This window comes from Streptomyces sp. NPDC002309 (assembly GCF_053593375.1).
Genome location: NZ_JBSFCI010000017.1, coordinates 1 through 25,554, shown reverse-complemented (window position 1 = coordinate 25,554; position 25,554 = coordinate 1). Strand labels below are relative to the sequence as shown.

The window sequence follows — 25,554 nt, the reverse complement described above, 5'->3', positions numbered from 1 at the left end:
GGAAACGATCTTTGATCGATCAAACCCCCGGTGGACGGCCCTCTCGTGTCCCGTGCCGCCCACCACCCCCGTCCGGAGGAGTTCCCGCACCCGCCCGTCCGGGTGACCGGACGCGTACCTAGACTCTGGACCCATGCGAAGTGAGCCCGTGGTCCAGGTGCAGGCCCTGGTGAAGCGGTACGGCGACCGGACCGCGGTGAACGGCCTCGACCTGGAGGCCGGGGCAGGCGTCACCGCCGTGCTCGGACCCAACGGGGCCGGCAAGACGACCACGGTCGAGATGTGCGAGGGATATCGCAGGCCGGACTCCGGCACGGTGCGCGTCCTGGGCCTCGACCCGGTGCGGGACTCCCGCGAGCTGCGGCCGCGGATCGGCGTGATGCTCCAGTCCGGCGGCGTCTACTCCGGCGCCCGCGCCGACGAGATGCTCCGCCATGTGGCCCGGCTGCACGCGCACCCGCTGGACGTGGACACCCTGATCGAGCGTCTCGGCCTCGGCGGCTGCGGCCGTACGAGCTACCGCCGCCTCTCCGGTGGCCAGCAGCAGCGGCTGGCGCTGGCCATGGCAGTGGTGGGCCGACCTGAGCTCGTGTTCCTGGACGAGCCGACCGCGGGCCTCGACCCGCAGGCCCGCCGGGCCACCTGGGACCTCGTCCGGGACCTGCGCACGGACGGTGTCTCCGTGATCCTCACGACCCACTACATGGACGAGGCGGAGCAGCTCGCCGACCACGTCGCCATCATCGACGCGGGCCGGGTCATCGCCGAGGGCTCCCCCGAGGAGCTGTGCCGCGGCGGCGCCGAGAACACCCTGCGCTTCACCGGCCGCCCCGGTCTCGACGTCAACTCCCTGCTCAAGGCGCTCCCCGCCGACTGCACAGCGGCCGAGCTGACGCCGGGCGCGTACCGGGTCGTCGGCAAGATCGACCCGCAACTGCTGGCGACGGTGACCTCATGGTGCGCCCAGCACGGGGTGATGCCGGACCGGATCTCGGTGGAACGGCACACCCTCGAAGACGTCTTCCTGGAACTCACGGGCAAGGAGCTGCGGTCATGACCACCACCGTGGAGAACGGCGCGTACGCCCCGAGGCCCGGTGCCGCCCCGCTCCCCCGCATGATCGCGGCGCAGGCGGCGCTGGAGACCAGGATGCTGCTGCGCAACGGCGAGCAGCTGCTGCTGACGGTGGTCATCCCGACCCTGCTGCTCGCGCTCTTCAGCACCGTCGACATCGTCGACACGGGCGAGGGGAAGGCCGTCGACTTCCTCGCCCCCGGCATCCTCGCGCTCGCCGTGATGTCCACGGCCTTCACCGGCCAGGCCATCGCGACGGGCTTCGAACGCAGGTACGGCGTGCTGAAGCGGCTGGCCTCCTCCCCGCTCCCCCGCTGGGGCCTGATGACCGCGAAGACCGCGTCCGTGCTGGTCGTCGAGGTGCTCCAGGTGCTGCTCGTGACGGTGATCGCGCTCGCGCTGGGCTGGTCGCCGCAGGGCAACCCGTTCGCCGTGCTGCTCCTGCTGGTCCTCGGTACGGCGGCCTTCTCCGGGCTCGGTCTGCTGATGGCGGGCACGCTCAAGGCGGAGGCGACGCTGGCCGCGGCGAACCTGGTGTTCCTGCTGCTGCTCATCGGCGGTGGTGTCGTCGTGCCGCTGGACAGGTTCCCGGACGCCGCGCAGAGCGTGCTGGGCCTGCTGCCCATCGCGGCGCTCTCGGACGGACTGCGGGACGTACTGCGGAACGGGGCGGGGATGCCGTGGGGCGACCTGGGGATCCTCGCCGCGTGGTCGGTCGTGGGGCTGGCGGCGGCGGGCCGCTTCTTCCGCTGGGAGTAGGACCGGGGCGGACCCTCGTGAAAGCGTGCACAAGCCCGGGCCTACGATGGTCCGCGTGCCGAACGTGACCCCCTCCGACGCCGCAGCAGCCGTGCGCAACCCGCTCGCCTTCATCGCCGCGCGCTGGACCCCGACGCCCAGGACGGTCCGGCGGGCCGCGCTCGCCGCCCTCGTGATGGCGGTGCTGATCGTGGTGACCGGCGGCGCCGTCCGGCTGACCGGCTCCGGCCTCGGCTGTCCGACCTGGCCCAAGTGCACCGCCGACTCGCTGACCACGACCCACGAGATGGGTCTGCACGGCGTCATCGAGTTCGGCAACCGCCTGCTGACGTACGTGCTGTGCGCGGCCGTCGGCTGGGCGATCATCGCGGCCCGCGCGCAGAAGCCGTGGCGGCGCGGCCTGACCCGGCTGGGCTGGGCCCAGTTCTGGGTCGTCATGAGCAACGCCGTGCTCGGCGGCATCGTCGTGCTGGTCGGCCTCAACCCGTACACGGTCGCGGCCCACTTCCTCGCCACCACGGCGCTCATCACGGTCGCCGCGGTGATGTGGCAGCGCACCCGGGAGGGCGACGGTCCGCCGCGCCGGCTGGTCGACACGGCCGTGCGGCAGCTGGTGTGGTGCCTGATCGCCGCGAGCGTCCTGCTGATCGCGGTCGGCACGGTGGTCACCGGCGCGGGTCCGCACGCGGGTGACTCCAGTGACGTGCCGCGGATGCCGGTGGACTGGGAGACCGTCAGCAAGGCGCACGCGGTCCTGGCGTGGATCGTGGTGACGCTGACCTTCGCGCTGTGGTTCGTCCTCAAGGCGGTCGACGCCCCGCGCGGCCCGCTGAACCGCACCCGCGACCTCTTCCTGGTCCTGCTCGCCCAGGGCGTCATCGGCTACGTCCAGTACTTCACCGACCTGCCCGAGATCCTGGTCGGCCTGCACATGCTGGGCTCCTGCCTGGTCTGGATCGCGGTGCTGCGGGTGGCCCTCGCCCTGCGCGAGCGATCGGCGGACCTCACGGACGAGGCGCCGGCCTCTCAGGAGTACACCGCCACCAACGCGTCGACGGCCGCCCCCAGGTAGCTCCGCGTCAGCTCGCCGCGCCGCACGGCCCACTCCGCGGCGGGCGGCGCCGGGTCCCCGTACCGCCGCGCGCCGACGTCCTCGACCAGAGACAGGGCAGCACCTCCAGGGCCTCCCGCTCGGAGATCAGCCGCCCGTCCCGCAGGGTGACTCTCGCCCGGGCGAAAGCCGTCGGCCCCAAGTCGACCCAGGCCGCCCGCGTCCACAGCAGCTCCAGCGTCGGCACGCGCCCGGTCCGTCCGGCTCAGTCCAGCCCGTACACCCTGCGCGCGTTGCCCGCCGCGATCAGGCCGGCGACGCGCTGAGCGTCCGTCAGGGACCAGGCGCCCTCGGTGACCCAGGTGCCGAGGACCCGGGCGAGGGCCTCGCGGAACAGGCGGGCACCCACCACGTGCAGCTCGGGCAGTCCCTGGGCGCCGCTGGAGAAGAGGATCTTGCCGAACGGGGCAAGTTCGAGGATCTCGGCGAGGACGGTGGCGGCGCGCGCCCCCGTGCGGACCAGGGCGGCGCCCGAGTCCGCGTAGACATGCGGGAAGACGCCGGCCAGGTGGGCGGCGTGCCGGTGGTACGGGTAGCCGTGCAGCAGGACGAGGTCGGTGCCCAGGCCGGCGGTCGCGCGGACGAAGTCCGTCAGGAGCACCGGGTCGGTGCGGTCGATGCGCAGGCCCGGCTCGCCGAGCCCGGCGTGCAGTTGGAGGGGCAGTCCGGAGGCGACGGCGATCCACAGCAGATGCCGCAGCAGCACCGGGTCGCTCAGCTCGCCGCCGACCCGGCGGCCGGCCAGCCAGCGGCCGGCCGCGCCGCGCACCTCGCCCGGCCCCGGTGGTTCGGGGGCGAGCGCGAGACCGTGCCGGACCCCCGCCACGGAGGTGAAGGCGGCGGCGTGCACGGCGGCCCCGTGCACCGACTCGGCGAGGTTCGCCAGGAACGACTCGACAGTGCCGGAGGTGTCGGCGACCTGCTCGGCCAGCAGCTCCAGGCGGACGACCTCACGCGCGTCGGCGGTGGCGGCCGAGGCCATCTCGGTGGGGCCGGTGAGGTCGCCGGGCAGCCCGGTGTCGACGAGATACGTGGTGATGCCGCTGCCGCGCAGCAGCCGCCGGGCCGCCTCCAGCACGCCGAGTTCGCGACGCCGGGCGAGATAGCGGGCGGGCGGGCAGTGCGGTTCCAGGCCGAGCAGCGGCGGGCACCAGCGGCGCAGCGCGAAGCCGGTCTGGGTGTCGAAGAGGGTGGTGCCGGGGGCGGGCGGGCCCTCGGTGCGGGCCAGCTGGGCCTCGAAGGTGCCGAGGCCCAGCTCCGTTCTCAGCACGCCGTGGCAGTACTGGTCCACGAGGGACGGCGTTTCGATCATCCGGACTCCCGGGACTGGACCACGTACTCCTACGAGTCCTAACGGGTGAACCGGGTGTCAGGTGTTGCGTTCCGCCGCACCCCGGAAAAACGTCCGGGAAAGGCCGGGGAATGCCGCGGGGCGGCACGGCGGAATCCCGGGAGAACGGCGCTGTTCAGCCGCCGATCTGGATGCCGGCCATCCGCTTCCACTCATAGGGGCCGGTCTTCACCTTCGCCGCGAACTCGCCGTCGAAAGCCTCGTGCACGGTGAGCCCGGATTTCCGCACCGCCTTTTCGGCGGTCTCGTACGACGGTGCCACGAGGTCGCCCCAGCCGCCGTCCTCGCCGACCAGCACGATCCGCGCCCCGCGCTCACCGAGGTACGCGACGTGGGCCTCGGCGCCTCCGTGCGCCTTGGCGAAGGCGCTCATCCGCTTGGCGAGCTTGGCCACCCCGCGCTCGACCTTGGCGTCAGTCTGCTCAGTGTCTCCCATGGCCAGGATGCTACTCACGAGTAGCCCGGCTGGCGAGGGCGGGGTCCTGTGACGTGGGTCAGCGGAGGAACGGATCGACCGCGACGGCGACGAAGAGCAGGGAGACATAGGTGATCGACCAGTGGAACAGCCGCATCTCCTTGAGCTTGCCGCCCGTCACCTCGGCCTTCGCCCGGTTCTGCAGGGCGTGCGCCTCCCACAGCCACCAGCCGCCGGCCGCCAACGCGACCACCGTGTAGAACCAGCCGGTGTAGCCGAGCGGGGTCAGCAGCAGGGAGACGGCGACCATGACCCAGCTGTAGAGCACGATCTGCCTGGCGACGACCTTGTTGGAGGCGATGACGGGGAGCATCGGCACGCCGACGCGCGCGTAGTCCTCCTTCACCTTCATCGACAGCGGCCAGTAGTGCGGCGGCGTCCAGAAGAAGATGACGAGGAACAGGATGAACGGCGCCCAGGAGAGCGAGTTCGTCACCGCGGACCAGCCGATCAGCACCGGCATACAGCCGGCGATGCCGCCCCAGACGATGTTCTGCGAGGTACGCCGTTTGAGGAGCATCGTGTAGACGACGACGTAGAAAAGCAGTGCGCCGAGGGCGAGCCAGGCGGACAGCCAGTTGACGGCGAGGCCGAACAACAGGGTGGAGGCGACCGCCAGGGCGATGCCGAAGGCGAGGCACTCCCTCGGGCTGACCATGCCGGTGACCAGCGGACGCTGGGACGTGCGGTCCATGAGCGCGTCGATGTCGCGGTCGATGTACATGTTGAGCGCGTTGGCGCCGCCCGCGGAGAGGTATCCGGCGAGACAGGTCACGAGCACGAGACCGAGGTCGGGAACACCGCCCTCGGCCAGGAACATCACCGGCACGGTGGTGATCAGCAGCAGCTCGATGATCCGCGGCTTGGTCAGTGCCACGAACGCCATGACACGGGCCCCGAACGGCCGGTGCGCCGGGCTCCGGCTCGTCCCGGTTTCCCCCATTGCCTGAACGGCATGGGCGGTGCCCCCATCCGCAGGACGGGATTCAACGGCCGTCACGCACACCCCTGACAGAGACATCCCAGCAAGCCTGAACCGTGTGAAGTCCGGGTAAAGGCTCGCGCGTACCACGCCACTGTAGACGTTGCCCATACCGCGACCTTCGCGGGGGTGGGGTCGTGTTGGACGGCAAGCTCCGAGGTGCGGGAAGAGCGTCGATTGAGCAGTCGGACGAACGGCTGCGTATTCATCTGCCGAATGCGGAACGGCCCTGTCGGGAGGCGGATCGACGACACTCCCGTCAGTCTGGAATCACTCGAAAAAACGCACGTTCTCACGGGGGTAGGCTCGACAGCGGCCGGTGGCGCGATCTGCACCGGCAGCCGGTGTACGCCCAGGACACCGGCCTTCGACATGTGGAGAGGAGCCCTGAACCAGGGTGAGCACCAAGCCGACCACCACAGACCTCGAGTGGACCGAGCTGGACCAGCGGGCGGTCGACACCGCTCGCGTCCTGGCCGCCGACGCCGTACAGAAGGTCGGCAACGGCCATCCCGGTACGGCCATGAGCCTGGCTCCGGCCGCCTACACCCTCTTCCAGAAGGTGATGCGGCACGACCCGGCGGACGCCGACTGGGTCGGACGGGACCGTTTCGTCCTGTCCGCCGGGCACTCGTCCCTGACCCTCTACACCCAGCTGTACCTGGCCGGTTTCGGCCTGGAGCTGGACGATCTGAAGGCGTTCAGGACCTGGGGTTCGAAGACCCCGGGCCACCCCGAGTACGGCCACACCGTCGGCGTCGAGACCACCACCGGCCCGCTGGGCCAGGGTGTCGCCAACGCCGTCGGCATGGCGATGGCGTCCCGCTACGAGCGCGGTCTCTTCGACCCGGACGCGGCCCAGGGCGAATCTCCGTTCGACCACTTCATCTTCTGCATCGCCGGTGACGGCTGCCTCCAGGAGGGCATCTCCGCCGAGGCGTCCTCCCTCGCCGGCCACCAGCAGCTGGGCAACCTCGTGCTGCTGTGGGACGACAACCACATCTCCATCGAGGGCGACACCGAGACCGCCGTCTCCGAGGACACCGTCAAGCGCTACGAGGCGTACGGCTGGCACGTCCAGCGCGTGGCCCCGAAGCCGGACGGCGACCTGGACCCGCACGCGCTGTACGACGCGATCGAGGCGGCCAAGGCGGTCACCGACCGGCCGTCCTTCATCGCCATGCGCTCGATCATCGCCTGGCCCGCCCCGAACGCGCAGAACACCGAGGCCGCGCACGGCTCGGCGCTGGGCGACGAGGAGGTCGCGGCCACCAAGCGCGTCCTCGGCTTCGACCCGGAGAAGTCCTTCGAGGTCTCCGACGAGGTGCTCGGCCACACCCGGCAGGCGCTGGAGCGGGGCCGGCAGGCGAAGGCCGAGTGGGAGAAGTCGTTCCAGGTGTGGCGCGACAACAACCGCGAGCGGGCCGCCGAGTTCGACCGCATCTCCAAGGGCGAGCTGCCCACGGGCTGGGAGGAGAAGATCCCGGTCTTCGAGGCGGGCAAGGGCGTCGCGACGCGTGCCGCGTCCGGCAAGGTGCTCCAGGCGCTCGGCGCCGTGATCCCCGAGCTGTGGGGCGGCTCCGCCGACCTGGCCGGCTCGAACAACACGACGATCGACAAGACGTCGTCCTTCCTCCCGGCGGACAACCCGCTGCCGGAGGCCGACCCGTACGGCCGCACGATCCACTTCGGCATCCGCGAGCACTCCATGGGCGCGGAGCTGAACGGCATCACGCTGCACGGACACACCCGTGTCTACGGCGGCACCTTCCTCGTCTTCTCCGACTACATGCGCAACGCCGTACGTCTCGCGGCGCTGATGCACCTGCCGGTGACCTACGTGTGGACGCACGACTCCATCGGTCTCGGTGAGGACGGCCCGACGCACCAGCCCGTGGAGCACGTGGCGTCGCTGCGCGCCATCCCCGGTCTGAACGTGGTCCGCCCCGCGGACGCCAACGAGACCGCGATCGCCTGGCGCGAGATCCTGGGCCGCTACACCAAGGAGTACGGCAAGGGCGCCCCGCACGCCCTCGCGCTGACCCGCCAGGGCGTGCCGACCTACGAGCCCGACGAGAACGCGGCGCGCGGCGGTTACGTCCTGTTCGAGGCAGAGGGCGGCGCTCCGGAGGTCATCCTCATCGCCACCGGTTCCGAGGTGCACGTCGCCGTCGAGGCGCGCGAGCAGCTGCAGGCCGACGGTGTGCCGACCCGGGTGGTGTCGATGCCGTCCGTGGAGTGGTTCGAGGAGCAGGACCAGGGGTACCGGGACAGCGTGCTGCCCCCGTCCGTGCGGGCTCGCGTCTCCGTCGAGGCGGGGATCGGCCTGACCTGGCACAAGTACGTCGGGGACGCCGGCCGCATCGTTTCCCTGGAGCACTTCGGTGCTTCGGCCGACGGCAAGGTGCTTTTCCGCGAGTTCGGCTTCACCGGCGAGAACGTGGCCGCGGCAGCGCGGGAATCGATCGCCGCCACCCGGCGCTGACGCTCATATACGACACGTAGGAGATGCAATTTCCATGACAGACGCACTGAAGCGCCTCTCCGATGAAGGCGTCGCGATCTGGCTGGACGACCTGTCGCGCAAGCGGATCACGTCCGGCAACCTCGCCGAGCTGATCGACCAGCAGCACGTCGTGGGCGTCACCACCAACCCGACGATCTTCCAGAAGGCGATCAGCAGCGGCGACGGCTACGAGGGCCAGCTCGCCGACCTCGCCGCCCGCAAGGTCACCGTGGACGAGGCCGTGCGCATGATCACGACGGCGGACGTCCGCGACGCCGCCGACATCCTGCGCCCGGTCTTCGACGCCACCGGCGGCCAGGACGGCCGTGTCTCGATCGAGGTCGACCCGCGCCTCGCGCACAACACCCGCGCCACCGCCGCCGAGGCCCGCCAGCTGGCCTGGCTGGTGGACCGCCCGAACACCCTGATCAAGATCCCGGCCACCAAGGCGGGTCTCCCGGCGATCACCGAGACGATCGGCAACGGCATCAGCGTCAACGTCACGCTGATCTTCTCGCTGGAGCGCTACCGCGAGGTCATGGACGCCTACCTCTCCGGCCTGGAGAAGGCGAAGGAGCGGGGCCTGGACCTCTCCCTGATCCACTCGGTGGCGTCCTTCTTCGTGTCCCGTGTGGACACCGAGATCGACAAGCGGATCGACGCGCTCGGCACCGACGAGGCCAAGGCGCTGCGCGGCAAGGCCGCCGTCGCCAACGCGCGCCTCGCGTACCAGGCGTACGAGGAGGTCTTCGGCTCCGAACGCTTCAGCCCGCTGGAGAACGCCGGCGCCAACAAGCAGCGTCCGCTGTGGGCGTCGACCGGCGTGAAGGACAAGGCGTACAGCGACACCATGTACGTCGACGACCTGGTCGCCCCGAACACCGTGAACACCATGCCGGAGGCCACCCTGGTGGCCAGTGAGGACCACGGCCGCGTCACCGGGAACACCATCGCCGGGACGTACGCGCAGGCCCGCGCCGACCTCGACGCGGTCGAGAAGCTCGGGATCAAGTACGACGACGTGGTCCAGCTCCTGGAGGACGAGGGCGTCGAGAAGTTCGAGGCGTCCTGGATCGACCTGCTGAAGTCGACCGAGGCGGAGCTGAAGCGCCTCGCCCCCTCGGAGGGCTGAGACCTTGTCCTCACCCGGAGCGAACCCGCTCCGTGACCCCGCAGACCGACGGCTCCCGCGTATCGCGGGGCCGTCGGGCCTGGTCATCTTCGGCGTCACGGGTGATTTGTCACGAAAGAAGCTGATGCCCGCGGTGTACGACCTCGCGAACCGGGGTCTGCTGCCGCCGGGCTTCTCGCTGGTCGGGTTCGCCCGCCGCGAGTGGGCGAACGAGGACTTCGCGGAAGTGGTCCACGACGCGGTCAAGGCCCATGCCCGCACGCCGTTCCGTGAGGAGGTCTGGCAGCAGCTCATCCAGGGGATGCGCTTCGTCCAGGGCACCTTCGACGACGACGACGCCTTCGAGCGGCTGCGCGCCACCATCGACGAGCTGGACAAGGCGCAGGGCACGGGCGGCAACTTCGCCTTCTACCTCTCCGTGCCGCCCCGCTCGTTCCCGGTGGTCATCCAGCAGCTGAAGAAGCACGGGCTGGCCGACCAGAAGGGCGGCTCCTGGCGCCGCGCGGTGATCGAGAAGCCGTTCGGCCACGACCTCGAGTCGGCCGAGGAGCTGAACAAGGTCGTGCACGAGGTCTTCGCCCCGGACCAGGTCTTCCGGATCGACCACTACCTGGGCAAGGAGACCGTCCAGAACATCCTGGCGCTGCGCTTCGCCAACACCATGTTCGAACCGATCTGGAACCGCTCCTTCGTCGACCATGTGCAGATCACCATGGCCGAGGACATCGGCATCGGTGGCCGTGCCGGCTACTACGACGGGATCGGCGCCGCCCGCGACGTCATCCAGAACCACCTGCTCCAGCTGCTCGCGCTGACCGCGATGGAGGAGCCCTCCTCCTTCGGTGCCGACGCGCTCGCCGCGGAGAAGACCAAGGTGCTCGGCGCCGTGAGGCTCCCCAAGGACCTGGGCCGCTCCACCGTGCGCGGGCAGTACGCGGCGGGCTGGCAGGGTGGCGCCAAGGTCATCGGCTACCTCCAGGAAGACGGCATCGACAGCGCGTCGAAGACCGACACCTACGCGGCCATCAAGGTGGGGATCGACAACCGGCGGTGGGCGGGCGTGCCGTTCTACCTGCGCACCGGCAAGCGCCTCGGCCGCCGGGTCACCGAGATCGCGGTGGTCTTCCAGCGCGCCCCGCACTCCCCCTTCGACACCACGGCCACCGAGGAACTGGGCCAGAACGCGATCGTCATCCGCGTCCAGCCCGACGAGGGCGTCACCGTCCGCTTCGGCTCCAAGGTGCCCGGCACCTCGATGGAGATCCGGGACGTCTCCATGGACTTCGCGTACGGCGAGTCCTTCACGGAGTCCAGCCCGGAGGCGTACGAGCGGCTGATCCTGGACGTCCTGCTCGGCGACTCGAACCTCTTCCCGCGCACCGAGGAGGTCGAGCTGTCCTGGCGGATCCTCGACCCGATCGAGCGGTACTGGGACAGCCACGGCAGGCCCGCGCAGTACCCGGCCGGCACCTGGGGGCCCGTCGAGGCGGACCAGATGCTCGAACAAGACGGACGGAGCTGGCGCCGGCCATGAAGATAGACCTCACCGACACCACCTCCAGCAAGATCAACAAGGCCCTCGTGGAAGGTCGCCGCGCCATCGGCACGCCCGCCGTCGGCATGGTCCTCACCCTGGTCGTCGTCACCGACGAGGAGAACGCCTACGACGCCCTGAAGGCGGCCGGCGACGCCTCGCGCGAGCACCCCTCGCGCACGCTCGTCGTCATCCGCCGCGTCTCGCGCAGCCCGCGGGACCGCACGCAGTCCCGGCTGGACGCCGAGGTGCGGGTGGGCGCGGAGGCGGGCACCGGCGAGACGGTCGTCCTGCGGCTGCACGGCGAAGTGGCCGACCACGCGCAGTCCGTGGTGCTGCCGCTGCTGCTGCCGGACGCCCCCGTCGTCGTCTGGTGGCCGGTCGACGCGCCGCTCGACCCGGCGGGCGACGCGCTGGGCGCGCTGGCCCAGCGCCGGGTCACCGACACCTACGCCGCCGAGCAGCCGGTACGGGAGCTGTCGGCCCGCGCCGACACCTACGCACCCGGCGACACCGACCTGTCGTGGACCCGCATCACGCCGTGGCGCTCCATGCTCGCGGCGGCCCTCGACCAGGTCGTCTGCGAGGTCAGGGCCGTCGAGGTGGAGGGCGAGGAGTTCAACCCGAGCTGCGAGCTGCTGGCGATGTGGCTCGCGGACCGGCTGGACGTCCCCGTCCGGCGCTCGCTGTCCGCGGGGCCCGGCCTCACGGCGGTCCGCATGGACACCGACTGCGGGCCGATCGCCCTCGACCGCGCGGATGGCACGCTGGCCACGCTGTCCATCCAGGGCCAGCCGGACCGCGCGGTGGCGCTCAAGCGCCGGGACACGGCGGAGCTGATCGCGGAGGAGCTGCGGCGGCTGGACCCGGACGACACGTACGCGTCGGCGCTGCGCTTCGGGGTGGAACGGCTGAACGCGACGGTGTCCGTCACCGACCGGGCCGCCTCCGCCTCCCCCGAGGAGCGGCCGGCCAAAGGAGAAGGTGCGGGAGACGGCGACGGAGCGGCCCCGGCTCCCGTCGAAACTGCTGCGGAGGCGCCCGCGAAGGACGCGGCGGCGCCGGAACCGGTGAAGAAGGCGGCGGCGAAGTGAGCACACCCCAACTGGTCGTCCATCACGACAAGGAACTGATGGCGCAGGCCGCCGCGGCCCGGCTGATCACGAAGGTCGTGGACGCCCAGGCCTCGCGCGGCAGCGCCTCCGTCGTCCTCACCGGCGGGCGCAACGGCAACGGCCTGCTGGCCGCGCTGGCCGCCGCGCCCGCCCGGGACGCCATCGACTGGTCCCGGCTGGACCTGTGGTGGGGCGACGAGCGCTTCCTGCCCGAGGGCGACCCGGACCGCAACGTCACCCAGGCCCGCGAGGCGCTGCTCGACTCCGTCCCGCTGGACCCGAAGCGCGTGCACGCCATGCCCGCGTCGGACGGCCCGCACGGTTCGGACGTGGAAGCGGCGGCGGCCGCGTACGCCGAGGAACTGGCCGGGGCGGCGGTCCCGGAGAACCACGCCCCGGTCCCGACGTTCGACGTCCTGATGCTGGGCGTCGGCCCGGACACCCATGTGGCGTCCCTGTTCCCGGAACTCCCCGCGGTACGGGAGACGGACCGCATGGTGGTGGGGGTCCACGGCGCTCCCAAGCCCCCGCCGACCCGCGTCACCCTCACCCTCCCGGCCATCCGCGCGGCCCGCGAGGTGTGGCTGCTGGCCGCCGGCGAGGACAAGGCCAACGCCGCGGCGATCGCCCTCTCGGGCGCCGGTGAGATCCAGGCCCCCGCGGCGGGCGCCCGCGGTCGCGCCCGCACCCTGTGGCTCCTGGACTCGGCGGCGGCGTCCCAGCTCCCGAGGTCCCTGTATCCCCCGGCGTCGCCCTGACGAAGGAACATGACGACGCCGGGCCCGCCGTACGGTGGCGGGCCCGGCGTCGTCGTACATCAGGGCGCCGACGGGAACTCGTACTCCCGCCAGGTGCCGGGCGCGTCCCGGATCTCGGCCAGGAGGTCGGTGAACACGGCGCCGTCGAAGAGCAGCCCGTTGTACTCCATCGGGATGCGCACGTCGTTGATGACGGCGGTGGGGGTGCCCGGCCCTTCGGGCTCCTTCTTGCCGCCCGCGCGTTCGTAGGCCTTCTCGGAGGCGGTCACGAAGGCGCGGTACTTCATGCCCTTGACGGCGGAGTCGAAGGCCGGGCCGCGCAGTCCGTCCACCTGACCGGCCAGTTCGAGCAGCCGGGCGTCGGTGAAACCGTCGACGCTCTCCTCGGGCTGGTTGTCGTAGAGGACCTTGTGGTACTCGGCGAACCTGCCCTCCTCCAGCGCCGCCCGCAGTGCGTTGACGGCCTTCTTCGAACCGCTGCCGCCGACCCGGTCGTCGAGGAAGGAGGCGAGGGTGTACTCGGTCACCGCGTCCCGCAGCACGGTGGCGTCGCGCAGCTCCGGGCCCGCGCCGGAGGTCTCGAACTCCTCGCAGGCCGGGCAGCGCGGGTCCTCGTAGAGACGCACCACCACGGCGGCGGACGGATCCCCGACCACGATGGTCGTGCCGTCCGCCGCCAGCTTCTCCGGTACCTCCTCCAGGCTCCTGTAGGGCGCCGTCCGTCCGCAGCCCGCGAGCGACATGCCCAGCACCACCATGGTCGCCGCCACGGCGGTCACCATGCGTCGTGTCCCCACCCTGTGCACTCCTTGCCTCCCCTTGAGTCAGCGGGAGACTAGGGCAACCGGTGAGAGTTCCGCTCGGCATTTCCCGGCGGGCGGAGACCTACTTGACCGACCCCGCCATCACCCCCTGCACGAAGTGCCGCTGGAAGGCGAAGAACACCGCCACCGGGACGACCAGGGAGACGAACGCGCCGGGAGCAAGGACGTCGATGTTGCTGCCGAACTGGCGGATCTGGGACTGGAGTTCCACCGTCAGGGGCTGGGCGGAGCTGTCCGCGAAGAGGAGTGCCACCAGCATGTCGTTCCAGACCCAGAGGAACTGGAAGATGGCGAGGCTCGCGATGGCGGGGCGGCCCACCGGGAGGATCAGGCGGGTGAAGATGCGCCACTCGCTGCCGCCGTCCATCCGGGCCGCCTCGAGCATCTCCTTCGGTATCTCGGCGAAGTAGTTGCGCAGCAGGAAGACCGCGAAGGGCAGGCCGTAGGCCACGTGGAAGAGGACCACGCCCGGGATCGTGCCGAACAGTCCCAGCTGGCCGAAGAGTTTGGCCACCGGGAGCAGGCCGATCTGGACCGGCACCACCAGCAGGGCGACCACCAGCAGGAACAGCGGCTCGCGGGCGGGGAAGTCCAGCCAGGCGAAGGCGTACCCGGCGAGGGCCGCGACAACGACGACCAGGAACGTCGTCGGCACCGAGATCAGCACCGTGTTCCAGAACGCCTGGGTGACCCCGGAGTTCTGCAGCAGCGCGGAGTAGTTGTCGAAGGAGAGCTGGCCGGGGCTGGTGAACACCGTCCACCAACCACCCCTCGCGGTGTCCTCGGCGGACCGCAGCGACGACAGGAACAGCCCGGCCAGCGGGGTGAGCCAGAACAGGCCCATCACCACGAGGAAGGCCTGGACCAGGCTGTTGCCCAGGCTCCGGCGGACGGCGTTCATCGCCGCACTCCCCTTCGCCGCTGACTCCGCCTTCATCGCTCACTCCTTCGGAAACGGCGGACGTTGAAGACCATCGCGGGGATCACCAGGAGCAGCAGCAGGACGCCGAGAGCGCTGCCGAGGCCCTGGTCGTTGCCGCCGCCGAAGGACACCAGCCACATCTGCGTCGCCAGCACGGTCGCGTCCTCCTGCACCGGTCCGGGCGCGATGATGTAGACGAGGTCGAAGACCTTCATCACGTTGATCATCAGCGTCACGAACACCACCGTCAGCACGGGCGCGAGCAGCGGCACCGTGATCTTCCGGAAGATCTGCCACTCGCTCGCGCCGTCGATCCGCGCCGCCTCCAGCGCGTCCCGCGGCAGCGCTGACAGCCCCGCGCCGATCAGCACCATCGCGAAGCCGGTCCAGATCCACAGGTACGCCCCGATGATCGCCGGTGTGACGAGCGCCGGGCCGAGCCAGGAGACGCCGTCGTAGGGCGGCGCGAAGTTCGAGGCCGGCAGCCGCACGGTGTACGAGCCCGCCTCCAGCCCCTCGAAGCGGAAGGAGCCGTCGGACGCGGTGGTCGCCGTAGCGGCCGTCCTGCCGTCGCGCACCGCCTCCACCGCCATCCCGGGCAGCCCGCTCTCCTGCGGGTCGACGCGGCCCTGCTCCCCTCCGCCGCCGGGCGTGAAGTCCAGGTACACGACCCCCCGCAGCTCGCCGGAGCCCGCCTTCTGCCCGGCCGCCCCGTGCGCGGGTTCCGCGCCGCCCGGCAGGTCCCCCGGCAGCACGCCGACCAGGCCGAGCGCCACCGTGTCCCCCGGCGAGACGCCCGCGCTCGTGCGGTACGCCCCGCCGGTCTCCTCGGTCAGCCCCTGGCCGTCGCGCGCCCGCGCGGTCGGATAGGACGACGTGCCCTCGAAGGCGTCGTGGACCGAGACCACGGCGGCGTTCAGCACGCCCTTGTCCGGGTCCTCGTCGTAGGCGAGCCGGAAGATGATGCCGGCGGCGAGGAAGGAGACGGCCATCGGCATGAACAGCAGCAGCTTGAACGCCGTCGCCCAGCGGATCTTCTCCACCAGGACGGCGAGGATCAGGCCCAGCCCGGTCAGCAGCGTCGGCGCCACGACGACCCAGATCGCCGTGTTGCGCACGGCCTTCAGCGTCGCCGGGTCGCGGAACATCTCCGTGTAGTTGCCGCCGCCCACGAACCGGGTGCCGGACGCGTCGAAGAAGCTGCGGCCGACGGAGAACAGCACGGGGTAGACGACGAGCGCGCCGAGCAGGAGCAGGGCGGGCAGGACGAAGAGCAGGGCGACGACCGTCCCCCGCCGCCGCCGGCGCCGAATGTTTCCGGCACCGGCGGCGGCCGGGGAGCTCGCCTCTTTCACGAGCTTCGCGGTCATGGCCGTCAGTTCCCGTACGCCTTGGCCGCCGCGGCCTCCAGGTCGGCGGCGGTGCCCTTCGGGTCGGCGGGGTCGCGCAGGAAGTCCTGGAGGATCTTCCACTCGCCGGCGCCCTTGGTGCCGCCGAAGGCCGCCGGTGCCTGGTCGGACATGTCGAAGCGGACCGAGTCGCCCGCGTCGACCAGGGACTTGGCGGTCGCCCGGGTGACGTCGTCGCCGTAGGAGGCGAGGTCGACGGCCTTGTTCGGGGACAGGAACCCGCCCGCCTCGGCCCAGACCGCGGCGGCCTCGGGGGTCGCCAGGTACTCCAGGAGCTTCATGCCCGCGTCGGCGTTCTTGCCGTCCTTCAGGACGACGGCCGCGTCTCCGCCGCTGACCACCGGGGCGTCGCCGCTGCCGACCGGCGGGAACGGGAAGAAGTTCGCGTCCTCGCCGATGGTTTTGCCGAACTGGTCCTTGGCGACTCCGGCCACGAAGTCCCCTTCGTAGACCATGCCGGCCTCGGGCTTCGGACCGAACACCTTCTCCACCGAGCCCGGGAAGTCGGTGTTCAGGGCGCCCTTCTGGCCGCCCGCTATCAGCTGCTTGTCCTTGAACAGCTTGCCGAGCGTCGTCAGCGCCTCGACCACCGACGCGTCCGTCCACTTCAGTTCGTGCGCGGCGAGGGCGTCGTACTTCTCGGGTCCGGCCTGGGAGAGGTAGATGTTCTCGAACCAGTCGGTGAGCGTCCAGCCGTCCTGCCCGGCGACCGAGAACGCCGCGAGCCCGGAGTCGGAGACGGTCTGTCCGGCCTTCAGCATCTCCTCGTACGTCTTCGGCGGCTCGACCCCGGCCTGGGCGAGCGCGTCGGGGCTGTACCAGACCGTCGACTTGTGGGCGGCCTTGAAGTACAGGCCGTACAGCGTGCCGTCGACGCTGCCGTACGTCTTCCACGCCGCCGCGTAGTTGGCGCCGACCGACTCCTGCGCGGTCTTGGACAGCGGCTTGAGCCAGCCCTCCTTCGCGAACTGCTGGAGCACGCCGACCTGCGGGACCATCACCACGTCGGGGGCGTTGCCGCCCTCGATCTTGCTGCCGACGACGGTGGAGACGTTGTCACCGGTGGACACGAACTGGGTCTTCGCGCCGGTCTTCTCGGTGAAGGCGTCGAGCACCTTCTGGAAGTTCTCCTGCTCGCTGCCGGACCAGACACCGGCCACGCTGACGGTCTGGCCGCTGAGCGCCTTGTCACCGCCGCCGGCCGAGACGGGGCCGCTGTCGCAGGCGGTCGCGCCGAGTGCCAGGACGAGGGCGGTGCAGCCGGTGAGCAGGGTGGTACGTCGTCGCATCATCGTTGATGTCCCTTCAGAGGGTGGGAGTTGACGAGGAATCGGTGATCCACCAGACAGCGGTGGAGCCGGGCAGCATCCCGGCGTCCGGGCAGGGCCCGCTCGCGAGCAGCGGGGTGCCGGAGACCGGCGCGGGGGTGGGGGCCGTGCCGAAGTTCACGGCGCAGACCAGGTCGTCGTCGCGGACGAAGGCCAGGACGTCCGGTGGGGTGTCCAGCCAGCGCAGCGTGCCCTCACCCAACTGGGGCAGTGCAGCGCGGAGTTGGAGGCCGTCGCGGTACAGGTGCCAGAAGGAGCGGGTGTCGGCGAGGGCCCGGTCGGTGGCGTGCTCGGCGAACCACTCGGGCTGCGGGAGCCACGGTGCGACGCCCTCGACGCCGGAGGTGAAGCCGAACGGGGAGGCCTGTCCCGACCAGGGCAGCGGCACCCGGCAGCCGTCGCGGACCCGGGCCCGGCTGCCGGTGCGGTGGAAGATCGGGTCGGTGAGCACGTCGTCGGGCAGGTCGACGACCTCGGGCAGCCCGAGCTCCTCGCCCTGGTAGACGTACGCGGCTCCGGGCAGCGCCAGCATCAGCAGCGCGGCGGCGCGGGCGCGGGCGGGGCCGAGACCGCTGCCCTCGGTGGCCGGTTCGCCGTAGCGGGTGACGGTGCGGACCTGGTCGTGGTTGTTGAGCACCCAGGTGACCGTGGAGCCGGTCCCGGCGATGTCCTGCATGGCCTCGGAGATGACCTTGCGGAAGGAGTCCGGGTTCCAGGGCGCGCCGAGCAGGTCGAAGAAGAAGGCCTGGTGCAGTTCGTCCGGGCGGACGTACAGCGCGTGTTCGCGGGCGGTCGGCACGGACACCTCGCCGACGAGGAGCCGCTCGGCGCCGTCGCGGGCGGCGTACTCGTCGCAGACCGCGCGCCACCGCCGCCAGACGTCGTGCACCTCGGGCTGGTTCCAGGCGAGCGGATTGACCGCGTCGCGGGTGCGGGCGTCCGCCTCCGGGTCCGGGGAGTCGGGCAGTCCGGGGTCCTTGAAGAGGCCGGCGGCCACGTCGATGCGGAAGCCGTCGACGCCGCGGTCGAGCCAGAAGCGCAGGGTCCGGTCGAACTCCGCGCCGATCTCGGGGTCGCGCCAGTTCCAGTCGGGCTGCTCGGGCGTGAACATGTGCAGGTACCACTGGCCGTCGGGGACCCGGGTCCAGGCGGGGCCGCCGAACATGGCGTGCCAGTTGTTGGGCGGCTCGGCACCGTCCGGGCCGCGGCCGTCGGCGAAGTGGAAGCGGGCGCGGGCGGCGCTGCCGGGCGGCGAGGCGAGGGCCTCCCGGAACCAGGGGTGCTCGCTGGAGCAGTGGTTGGGGACGATGTCCAGGAGCACCTTGACACCGAGCCGCCGGGCGGCGCGCACCAGCAGGTCGAACTCGTCGAGATCACCGAACAGCGGATCGACGTCGCGGTAGTCGGCCACGTCGTATCCGTGGTCGTGCTGCGGCGAGGGGTAGAAGGGGCTCAGCCAGATCCCGTCCACCCCGAGCTTCTTCAGGTACGGCAGTCCGCTGCGGACGCCGGCGAGGTCGCCGATGCCGTCACCGGTGCTGTCGAGGAAGCTGCGGACGTAGACCTGGTAGATCACCGCGTCGCGCCACCAGTGGTGCCTGTTCAACCCATTGATCCATCTCTACGAGTGCATCGGTTATGCATACATGTTAAGTAGCGATGTCAGGAGGGTGTCAACGAAAGGGCGCAAGCTACCGAGGAGTTGACCGGCGCATAGAGGGATCTAATCGGGCATCGCGCCTCAGTTGAGATGTCCGCGTTACCTGACAGGTAACTAGCGGAACTATCGGCTGGAGGTGGCGGCGAGCTCGCGCGCCAGCCGCCGCACCGCGCTCCCGGGCGTCTCGCGGCCGTTCATCGCGTCGTGCACGACCGCCTGCACCACCAGGCTGACCTGGTCGTAGCGCGGGCTCTTGGGGCGCGGCGCCGCGGCGAGCACGCTCGCGCGCAGGGTCGGCAGATGGGGGAAGTCCCGGATCAGCGACGGGTCCTCGTACAGCGCGGCCCGTACGGGCGGCAGGGCGCCGCGGGTGAGCACCTTGCGCTGGACGGGCTCGCTGGTGAGGTACGCCATCAGACGCGCGGCCGTGTCGGGGTGCCGGGCGTGGCTGCTGACGGCCAGGTTGGAACCGCCGAGCACACTCGTACCGGCCCCGTCGGTGCCGGGCAGGGGCACGGCGCCGACCTTGCCGGCCAGCGGGGAGCCGGCGGCCGAGGCGGCCGTGTAGGCGTAGGGCCAGTTGCGCAGGAAGAGCAGGCGGCCGTCGAGGAAGGCCTGTTTGGACTCCTCCTCCTTGTAGGTCAGCGCCTGCCGCGGGATCCAGCCCTCGCGTACACCGCGGGAGAGGAAGCCGATGCCCTCACGGGCCGCGTTCGAGTTCACCGTGACGCGTTCGCCCTCGTCGCCGAGGATCGTCCCGCCCGCCGAGTACACGGCCTCGGCCGCGTTGACGGTGAGGCCCTCGTAGGGCAGGAACTGCCCGGCGTAGCCGCCGAGGCCGTACTTCGGGGCGATCGTCTCCGCCGCCCGTTCCAGCTCGGCCCAGGTGCGCGGCGGCGGGACGCCCTCCTCGGCGAGGACGTCCTCGCGGTACAGCAGCAGCCCGGCGTTGGTGACGTAGGGCACCGCGTACAGCCGCCCGTCGTACGTCGCGGTGCCGACGACCGGGGGCAGGAAGGCGCCGAGCGGGAAGCGGTCGCGGGGCAGCGGGCGGATCCAGCCGGCCGCCGCGAACTCGGAGGTCCAGGCGACGTCGATGTTGAGGACGTCGAAGCGTCCGCGCGAGCCGCCGCGCAGGTCGGTGATCATCTGCGCCCGGGTCTCGTCGGCGGAGTCGGGCAGTTCGACGAGCGTGACCTCTTCGGCGGGGTGGGTGCGGTTCCAGTCCTGGAGCAGGGGGCCGAGATAGCCGGTGAGGTCGCCGGCGGTGGCCAGGGTGAGCGGGCCGCGGCCGCCGGGCGGGCCGTCGTCGGCGCGGGCGCCGGAGGCGACATGACCGGTCAGTACGACGACCAGGAGGAGGAGGCCCCTACCGGCGGCGTGCGTCCACCGCATAGGTTCCTCCCTGTACGACGGCAACGGGCCTCGTCGCCCGGAGTCAGTCGCCATGTATACCTGTTAGGTATGGGCGATACTAGGGCGTGGAGCACAATGAGCGGACGTGAGGAGGAGAGCACGAGTGCGCCTGCCCCTCCTGGCACTCCTCGCGCGCGGACCTGCCCACGGCTACGAGCTGAAGCAGGACCTTGAGCAACTGCTGGGTGCCGCGTACCCTCAGCCGAACATCGGCCAGATCTATGTCACCCTCGCCCGCCTGGAGAAGTCGGGGCTGATCGAGGGCGAGGAGATCGAGCAGTCGAACCGGCCCAACAAGAAGATCTACCACCTCACCGACGCCGGGCGGGAGGCGCTGCACGCCTGGTACGAGGAGACGGCGGACGAGCCGCGGGTGCGCGACGAGTTCTTCATGAAGCTCGCGCTCGCCCCGCAGACCGGGCTGGCCGACCAGATCGCCCTGATCAACAAGCAGCGGCGCCAGTATCTGAACACCATGCGCAGCCTGTCGAAGCTGGCCGCCGCCGAGAACCGGGACAACCGTGTCGCCCACCTGCTGATCGAGGGCGCGATGCTGCATCTGCAGGCCGACCTCGACTGGTTGGAGCGCTGCCAGGAGGAACTGGAGGTGCAGGAGTGAGCGAGCACCGTCCCACTCCGCTGCTGCGCGCCGAGGGCCTGGCCAAGACGCATCACGGCGAGGGCGCGCCGGCGCACGCGGTGCGCGGGGTCGACCTGTGCTTGGCGCGCGGGGAGTTCGTGGCCGTGACAGGCCCGTCGGGCGCCGGGAAGTCGACGCTGCTCCATCTGCTCGGCGGTCTCCAACGCCCGGACGGCGGCAGCCTCTGGCTGGACGGCGAGTGCACGGACGCCTACAGCGAGGCGCGCTGGGCCGTGGAGCGCAGGCGGCGGATCGGGATCGTCTTCCAGTTCTTCAACCTGGTCTCCAACCTGTCGGTCGCGGACAACGTCGAACTGCCCGCGCTGCTCGCCGGCATCCCGCCGAAGCGGGCCCGGGCGGAGCGCGAGGCGCTGCTGGCCGAGCTGGGGCTGGAGGGCAAGGAGCGCAGCATGCCGGGCGAGCTGTCCGGCGGTGAACAGCAGCGGGTCGCGCTGGCGCGCGCCCTGGTCAACCATCCGCCGCTGCTGCTGGCCGACGAACCCGCGGGCAGCCTGGACAGCCGGGGCACCCGCGAGGTGATGCGGCTGCTGACCCGCTTCCACCAGCGCGGTCAGACGATCCTGCTGGTCACCCATGACGCCCGGCTGGCCAGCGCCGCGGACCGGGTCATCAGCTTCTTCGACGGACGCATAGCGGACGACGCGGAGCTGACCGGCACCCCGTCGCGCCGGGTGGGGGCGTCCGGCGTGCTGGAGCTCAGGGACTGAGGCGGCGGGCGATGCGAGCGACCCTGCGCTGGGTGCACTCCGATCTGCGGGCGCACCGCGGTGAGGCGCTGTTCCTCGTGCTCGCGACCGCCGGAGTCGTCGCCTCGCTGCTGCTGGCGACCGCGCTCTTCGGTTACGCGACCAACCCCTGGCAGCGGGTGTTCACCCAGTCCCGGGACGCGCACGTCTGGATCCACACGGCCCGCACCGCCGACACGGGCAGGCTCTCCGGCCTGGACGGCGTCGACTCCGTCGCGGGGCCCTACCCCACCGAGTCCGCCACCCTCGCCGCCCGTGGCATCCGCGCCTCGGTCGAGCTGCGCGGCGCGGCCACCGGCCCCGCCGAGGGGCGGCCCCTCCTCACCTCCGGCCGCTGGCTGGACGACACGCGTCCCGACGGCGTGGTGCTGGAGAGCCATCTGGCGCGTGCCATGCTCGCCGAGCCCGGTGACGTCGTCGCCCTGCCGGGGACCGCGCGCAGGCTCACCGTCGCCGGGATCGCCGACAGCGCCGAGCCGCGCTACCGCCCCGGCGCGCGGCCCGGCCTGGTCTGGGCGCTGCCGTCCGCCGTGCGCGCCCCGGACGGCGAGGTGACCGGGCTGCGTCTGACGGACCCGGACGAGACGGACTACGCGGTCCAGCGCGCCGTCACCCTCCTGGGGGCCGGCGCGGTGAGCGAGGTCTCCACCTGGCAGCAGGCCCGCTCCGAGGCACAGGGAGACACCCGGCTGCTCGGCCAGGTGCTCGGCCTGTTCGGGCTGGGCGCCCTGCTCGCCGCCGGGCTCGCCGTGCACGGGGCGATCGGCACCCGGATACGGGGGCATCTGCGGGACATCTCCGTGCTGAAGGCGATCGGCTTCACACCGGGGCAGGTCGTCCGGGTCTTCCTGCTCCAGCACGTCGCGTACGCGCTGCTCGGCGCGGTGGCCGCGGCGGCGCTCACCACGGCTCTGGGCAGCCGGATACCGGGCCGCCTCGGGGACGCGGTCGACGTGTGGCAGGGGCTGCCGGGACACACCGCGGCCCTGGCCTGCATCCCGGTGGCGGCCGTGCTGTTCATCGCCGCGACCACCGGGCTCGCGGCGTGGCGGGCCGGACGGGTGCCGCCGGTGCCGGTGCCCCGCGGCGCCGCCCCGGCCGCCGGACGGCTCTCGGGCCCGGCCCGCGGCGCGCTGGGACTGCGGCTGTCCCCCGCGCTGGTCCTGGGCTGGCACCGGGCGTTCGCCCGCCGGCCGCGCACTCCGGTCACCGTCGCCCGGCTGGCGCTGCCGCTGCTGCTGATCGTGGTGGCGATGAGCGCGTGGACGACCATCGACCGCTTCCACAGCAGGCCCGAGCAGGTCGGACTGGCCGCCGATCTCACCGTCCGCCCGGACCGCGAGATCGGGGACCGCGAGGTCCGCTCCCTGCTCGACGGCGACCCGCGGATCGCCGCCGCCCATCCGGGCGTGGAGATGGCGGCGCTGGTGCCGGGCCAGACGGCCACGATCGCGCTGCGCGGCCTCGGCACCCGCACGGCCCCCTACCCGTACGCCCTGGCCGAGGGGCGTGCGGCGCTCGGCCGCGACGAGGCGGTGGCCGGGCAGGGACTGCTCGACCTGCTGGGCGTGCGCGTCGGGGACTGGGTGCGCATGACCGTCGGCGACCGGCCGCAGGTCCTGCACATCGTGGGCCGCAGCATCGAGCCGGAGTACGCCGGCCGGGTCATCTCCACCTCGCTCGACACCCTCCGCGAGAACGACCCGGCACTGCGCCCCGCCCTCTACGAACTGCGTCTGCGGCCGGGTGCCGACGCGCACGACGTCGCGGGCGACCTGGCGACGGCGGCGGGCGGACATCTGGACGTGCACGCCGCGCCCCGTCCGGTCGACGGGCTCTCGTCGCTGCGCGGAGTCATGCTCGGCCTGATCGCCGTGCTGGCGCTCATCGGGATCATCGAGCTGCTCACCGTGATCGGCGGCACCGTCCGCGAGGGCGAGCGGGACCTGCTGGCGCTCAAGGCGATCGGCCTCACGCCACGGCAGATCACCGGGATCACCGTCACGGCCACCGCGTGCACCGCCCTGACCGCGGCGGTGCTCGGCACGGCCCTGGGCCTTCCGCTGGCGCACTGGCTGATCGACGCCCAGGGCAGCTCCAGCGGCATCGGCGCGGGCATAGCGCAGGGCCCGTCGCCCGGTCTCCTGGTGCTGTTCGGCGCGGCGGCCGTCCTCGGCGCCGCCGCTCTCGCCGCGCTGCCCGCGACCCGCGCGGCCCGCCGCCGCCTCGCGGACACGCTCAGCGCGGTGGCCTGAACGCCCACCGTTCCGGGGCGGTTCCGTCAGGGGCTGGGCGCCGTGGCACGGCGGTAGCTGCTGCCGTCACGCTCGCGTACCAGCAGGCCGTTCTCGACGCAGTAGCGGCGCAGCGCGGACGTGTCGTCGTGGACGGTACGGAACGCGTCGTTGACCTCGCGCTCGGTGTAGCCGCGGTCGGCCGCGAAGAGGGTCTCCGTCAGATGCTCCAGCAGTTCACGGCGTACGACGGGACGGACCGGGATCGACGTCAGCCGCCCGTGGGCGAAGAACCCGGTCAGGCGCCGGGGCACACCGGTCTGCGCCGGTTCCGCGGGGCGGGCGCGGCGGAAGACGGCCGGGTCGGCCTTCAGGGAACCGTCGGGCAGGCGCTCCACGAGCCCCGAGGAGATCAGGCGCCCCAGATGTCTGCGCGCGGCGGGAGAGTCCTCCTCGCGGGGCGACAGGTCCCCCAGCACGATCCGGGCGTACAGCTTCAGCCGTTCCGGGTCGGCGAGCGCGGCCATGAGCTGATCCATCGTGGGTGTCCTTCCGGCGGGTGACAGGCCGCAGCAGTGTCACCCGCCGGAAGCCGGCCACGCATCCGCTTTTGCGTCCGCGCCGCCGGTCCCGCACATCAACGGCCGCGCAGTTCCCTGTACTTGGCGACCAGCGCCGTGGTGGAGGCGTCCAGGCCGGGCACCTGCGCGCCCTCGGTCAGGGCGGGTTCGACGCGCTTGGCGAGTACCTTGCCGAGCTCGACGCCCCACTGGTCGAAGGAGTCGATGTTCCACACGGCGCCCTGCACGAACACCTTGTGCTCGTAGAGGGCGATGAGCTGGCCGAGCACCGACGGGGTCAGCTCGCGCGCGAGGATCGTGGTCGTGGGGTGGTTGCCCTGGAACGTCTTGTGCGGGACCAGTTCCTCGGCGACGCCCTCGGCGCGCACCTCCTCCGGCGTCTTGCCGAAGGCCAACGCCTGGGTCTGGGCGAAGAAGTTGGCCATCAGCAGGTCGTGCTGGGCCTTCAGCTCGTCGCTGAGCTCGGCGACGGGCTCGGCGAAGCCGATGAAGTCCGCCGGGATCAGCTTGGTGCCCTGGTGGATGAGCTGGTAGTAGGCGTGCTGCCCGTTGGTGCCGGGCGTGCCCCACACGACGGGACCGGTCTGCCACTCCACCGCCCGGCCCTGACGGTCCACCGACTTGCCGTTGGACTCCATGTCGAGCTGCTGGAGATACGCCGTGAACTTCGACAGGTAGTGCGAGTAGGGCAGTACCGCGTGCGACTGGGCGTCGTGGAAGTTGCCGTACCAGATCCCCAGCAGGCCCAGCAGCAGGGGGGCGTTGGACTCGGCGGGGGCGGTGCGGAAGTGCTCGTCGACGAGGTGGAAGCCGTCGAGCATCTCGCGGAAGCGGTCCGGGCCGACGGCGATCATCAGCGAGAGGCCGATCGCGGAGTCGACGGAGTACCGGCCGCCGACCCAGTCCCAGAACTCGAACATGTTGGCCGTGTCGATGCCGAACTCGGCGACCTTCCCCGCGTTCGTCGACAGCGCCA

Annotated in this window: 22 protein-coding genes and 1 pseudogene; 11 read left to right on the top strand and 12 right to left on the bottom strand. The window is 71.6% G+C overall.

Annotated elements, in window-relative coordinates:
• Positions 1–133 precede the first annotated feature (133 nt).
• Genes ACWCPM_RS16160 through ACWCPM_RS16150 form a run of 3 tightly spaced genes read left to right on the top strand, consistent with a single transcriptional unit; the run spans position 134 to position 2,905 of the window.
• Complete coding sequence (locus ACWCPM_RS16160) at positions 134–1,057, top strand: ABC transporter ATP-binding protein (RefSeq protein ID WP_450976805.1); 924 nt, start codon at positions 134–136, stop codon at positions 1,055–1,057.
• The gene (locus ACWCPM_RS16155) at positions 1,054–1,833 is read left to right on the top strand and encodes an ABC transporter permease (RefSeq protein ID WP_450976804.1); all 780 of its coding nucleotides are present in this window, start codon (positions 1,054–1,056) and stop codon (positions 1,831–1,833) included. Before ACWCPM_RS16160 ends, ACWCPM_RS16155 begins: the two co-directional genes overlap by 4 nt.
• A gap of 46 nt (positions 1,834–1,879) precedes the next feature.
• Complete coding sequence (locus ACWCPM_RS16150) at positions 1,880–2,905, top strand: COX15/CtaA family protein (protein WP_450976922.1); 1,026 nt, start codon at positions 1,880–1,882, stop codon at positions 2,903–2,905.
• On the opposite strand, the pseudogene ACWCPM_RS16145 reads toward ACWCPM_RS16150, so the two are convergent.
• From ACWCPM_RS16145 to ACWCPM_RS16130, 4 genes and pseudogenes are all read right to left on the bottom strand, one after another.
• Positions 2,860–3,113: pseudogene (locus ACWCPM_RS16145) on the bottom strand (nucleotidyltransferase); the annotation flags it as partial. The gene ACWCPM_RS16150 and the pseudogene ACWCPM_RS16145 sit on opposite strands and share 46 nt — an antisense overlap.
• Before the next feature lie 36 nt (positions 3,114–3,149).
• Complete coding sequence (locus ACWCPM_RS16140) at positions 3,150–4,256, bottom strand: amidohydrolase family protein (RefSeq protein ID WP_450976803.1); 1,107 nt, start codon at positions 4,254–4,256, stop codon at positions 3,150–3,152.
• Positions 4,257–4,410: 154 nt separating this feature from the next.
• Positions 4,411–4,731 (bottom strand): hypothetical protein, encoded by a 321-nt coding sequence (locus ACWCPM_RS16135; protein WP_450976802.1) that lies wholly within the window; start codon positions 4,729–4,731, stop codon positions 4,411–4,413.
• A gap of 58 nt (positions 4,732–4,789) precedes the next feature.
• Entirely contained in the window at positions 4,790–5,776 is a 987-nt protein-coding gene (locus tag ACWCPM_RS16130) for a heme o synthase (RefSeq protein WP_450976921.1), read from the bottom strand.
• Positions 5,777–6,149: 373 nt separating this feature from the next.
• Here ACWCPM_RS16130 and tkt point away from each other — a divergent pair, with 373 nt between their 5' ends.
• Genes tkt through pgl form a run of 5 tightly spaced genes read left to right on the top strand, consistent with a single transcriptional unit; the run spans position 6,150 to position 12,797 of the window.
• A complete protein-coding gene (gene tkt / locus ACWCPM_RS16125) occupies positions 6,150–8,237 on the top strand; it encodes a transketolase (RefSeq protein WP_450976801.1) in 2,088 nt (695 codons plus the stop codon).
• A 34-nt stretch (positions 8,238–8,271) separates the two neighbouring features.
• A complete protein-coding gene (tal, locus tag ACWCPM_RS16120) occupies positions 8,272–9,390 on the top strand; it encodes a transaldolase (protein WP_450976800.1) in 1,119 nt (372 codons plus the stop codon).
• A gap of 4 nt (positions 9,391–9,394) precedes the next feature.
• The gene (gene zwf / locus ACWCPM_RS16115) at positions 9,395–10,924 is read left to right on the top strand and encodes a glucose-6-phosphate dehydrogenase (RefSeq protein WP_450976799.1); all 1,530 of its coding nucleotides are present in this window, start codon (positions 9,395–9,397) and stop codon (positions 10,922–10,924) included.
• Complete coding sequence (gene opcA, locus ACWCPM_RS16110; RefSeq protein WP_450976798.1) at positions 10,921–12,018, top strand: glucose-6-phosphate dehydrogenase assembly protein OpcA; 1,098 nt, start codon at positions 10,921–10,923, stop codon at positions 12,016–12,018. The genes zwf and opcA overlap by 4 nt, the downstream gene beginning before the upstream one ends.
• Positions 12,015–12,797: a 6-phosphogluconolactonase gene (gene pgl, locus ACWCPM_RS16105; protein ID WP_450976797.1), complete on the top strand. Its 783-nt coding sequence runs from the start codon at positions 12,015–12,017 to the stop codon at positions 12,795–12,797. The genes opcA and pgl overlap by 4 nt, the downstream gene beginning before the upstream one ends.
• A 59-nt stretch (positions 12,798–12,856) precedes the next feature.
• Here pgl and ACWCPM_RS16100 read toward each other — a convergent pair whose 3' ends face one another.
• From ACWCPM_RS16100 to ACWCPM_RS16075, 6 genes are all read right to left on the bottom strand, one after another.
• Positions 12,857–13,555, bottom strand: a complete 699-nt coding sequence (locus tag ACWCPM_RS16100) for a DsbA family protein (protein ID WP_450976920.1) — start codon at positions 13,553–13,555, stop codon at positions 12,857–12,859.
• Positions 13,556–13,682: 127 nt separating this feature from the next.
• Positions 13,683–14,522 (bottom strand): carbohydrate ABC transporter permease, encoded by an 840-nt coding sequence (locus tag ACWCPM_RS16095; RefSeq protein ID WP_450976919.1) that lies wholly within the window; start codon positions 14,520–14,522, stop codon positions 13,683–13,685.
• A 32-nt stretch (positions 14,523–14,554) separates the two neighbouring features.
• On the bottom strand, positions 14,555–15,913 hold the full coding sequence (locus ACWCPM_RS16090) for an ABC transporter permease subunit (RefSeq protein ID WP_450976796.1): 1,359 nt from the start codon (positions 15,911–15,913) through the stop codon (positions 14,555–14,557).
• A gap of 5 nt (positions 15,914–15,918) precedes the next feature.
• A complete protein-coding gene (locus ACWCPM_RS16085; RefSeq protein WP_450976795.1) occupies positions 15,919–17,244 on the bottom strand; it encodes an ABC transporter substrate-binding protein in 1,326 nt (441 codons plus the stop codon).
• A gap of 13 nt (positions 17,245–17,257) precedes the next feature.
• On the bottom strand, positions 17,258–18,886 hold the full coding sequence (locus ACWCPM_RS16080) for a glycoside hydrolase family 13 protein (protein WP_450976794.1): 1,629 nt from the start codon (positions 18,884–18,886) through the stop codon (positions 17,258–17,260).
• Positions 18,887–19,063: 177 nt separating this feature from the next.
• The gene (locus tag ACWCPM_RS16075) at positions 19,064–20,335 is read right to left on the bottom strand and encodes an ABC transporter substrate-binding protein (RefSeq protein WP_450976793.1); all 1,272 of its coding nucleotides are present in this window, start codon (positions 20,333–20,335) and stop codon (positions 19,064–19,066) included.
• 124 nt (positions 20,336–20,459) lie between these two features.
• Between ACWCPM_RS16075 and ACWCPM_RS16070 the strand changes: the two genes are divergently transcribed.
• Genes ACWCPM_RS16070 through ACWCPM_RS16060 form a run of 3 tightly spaced genes read left to right on the top strand, consistent with a single transcriptional unit; the run spans position 20,460 to position 24,018 of the window.
• Positions 20,460–20,975, top strand: coding sequence for a PadR family transcriptional regulator (locus ACWCPM_RS16070; RefSeq protein ID WP_450976792.1), 516 nt, complete (start codon positions 20,460–20,462; stop codon positions 20,973–20,975).
• Positions 20,972–21,724: an ABC transporter ATP-binding protein gene (locus ACWCPM_RS16065; RefSeq protein WP_450976791.1), complete on the top strand. Its 753-nt coding sequence runs from the start codon at positions 20,972–20,974 to the stop codon at positions 21,722–21,724. Before ACWCPM_RS16070 ends, ACWCPM_RS16065 begins: the two co-directional genes overlap by 4 nt.
• An 11-nt stretch (positions 21,725–21,735) precedes the next feature.
• Positions 21,736–24,018 (top strand): FtsX-like permease family protein, encoded by a 2,283-nt coding sequence (locus ACWCPM_RS16060; protein WP_450976790.1) that lies wholly within the window; start codon positions 21,736–21,738, stop codon positions 24,016–24,018.
• 26 nt (positions 24,019–24,044) lie between these two features.
• Here ACWCPM_RS16060 and ACWCPM_RS16055 read toward each other — a convergent pair whose 3' ends face one another.
• Together ACWCPM_RS16055 and pgi are read right to left on the bottom strand one after the other, a co-directional pair.
• Entirely contained in the window at positions 24,045–24,536 is a 492-nt protein-coding gene (locus ACWCPM_RS16055) for a DUF2087 domain-containing protein (protein WP_450976789.1), read from the bottom strand.
• Between the two features lie 98 nt (positions 24,537–24,634).
• Positions 24,635–25,554 (bottom strand): glucose-6-phosphate isomerase (pgi, locus tag ACWCPM_RS16050; protein WP_450976788.1); only part of this gene is annotated, 920 nt, incomplete at its 5' end.

Excerpts from the sequence above, each read along its gene's own strand:
- ACWCPM_RS16100 (WP_450976920.1), bottom strand. The coding sequence starts at position 13,555 with ATGGTGGTGCTGGGCATGTCGCTCGCGGGCTGCGGACGGACGGCGCCC.
- ACWCPM_RS16160 (WP_450976805.1), top strand. The coding sequence starts at position 134 with ATGCGAAGTGAGCCCGTGGTCCAGGTGCAGGCCCTGGTGAAGCGGTAC.
- tal (WP_450976800.1), top strand. The coding sequence starts at position 8,272 with ATGACAGACGCACTGAAGCGCCTCTCCGATGAAGGCGTCGCGATCTGG.
- ACWCPM_RS16140 (WP_450976803.1), bottom strand. The coding sequence starts at position 4,256 with ATGATCGAAACGCCGTCCCTCGTGGACCAGTACTGCCACGGCGTGCTG.
- opcA (WP_450976798.1), top strand. The coding sequence starts at position 10,921 with ATGAAGATAGACCTCACCGACACCACCTCCAGCAAGATCAACAAGGCC.
- ACWCPM_RS16095 (WP_450976919.1), bottom strand. The coding sequence starts at position 14,522 with ATGAACGCCGTCCGCCGGAGCCTGGGCAACAGCCTGGTCCAGGCCTTC.
- ACWCPM_RS16060 (WP_450976790.1), top strand. The coding sequence starts at position 21,736 with ATGCGAGCGACCCTGCGCTGGGTGCACTCCGATCTGCGGGCGCACCGC.
- ACWCPM_RS16055 (WP_450976789.1), bottom strand. The coding sequence starts at position 24,536 with ATGGATCAGCTCATGGCCGCGCTCGCCGACCCGGAACGGCTGAAGCTG.
- ACWCPM_RS16085 (WP_450976795.1), bottom strand. The coding sequence starts at position 17,244 with ATGATGCGACGACGTACCACCCTGCTCACCGGCTGCACCGCCCTCGTC.
- ACWCPM_RS16150 (WP_450976922.1), top strand. The coding sequence starts at position 1,880 with ATGGTCCGCGTGCCGAACGTGACCCCCTCCGACGCCGCAGCAGCCGTG.
- ACWCPM_RS16155 (WP_450976804.1), top strand. The coding sequence starts at position 1,054 with ATGACCACCACCGTGGAGAACGGCGCGTACGCCCCGAGGCCCGGTGCC.
- ACWCPM_RS16135 (WP_450976802.1), bottom strand. The coding sequence starts at position 4,731 with ATGGGAGACACTGAGCAGACTGACGCCAAGGTCGAGCGCGGGGTGGCC.
- ACWCPM_RS16075 (WP_450976793.1), bottom strand. The coding sequence starts at position 20,335 with ATGCGGTGGACGCACGCCGCCGGTAGGGGCCTCCTCCTCCTGGTCGTC.
- ACWCPM_RS16090 (WP_450976796.1), bottom strand. The coding sequence starts at position 15,913 with ATGACCGCGAAGCTCGTGAAAGAGGCGAGCTCCCCGGCCGCCGCCGGT.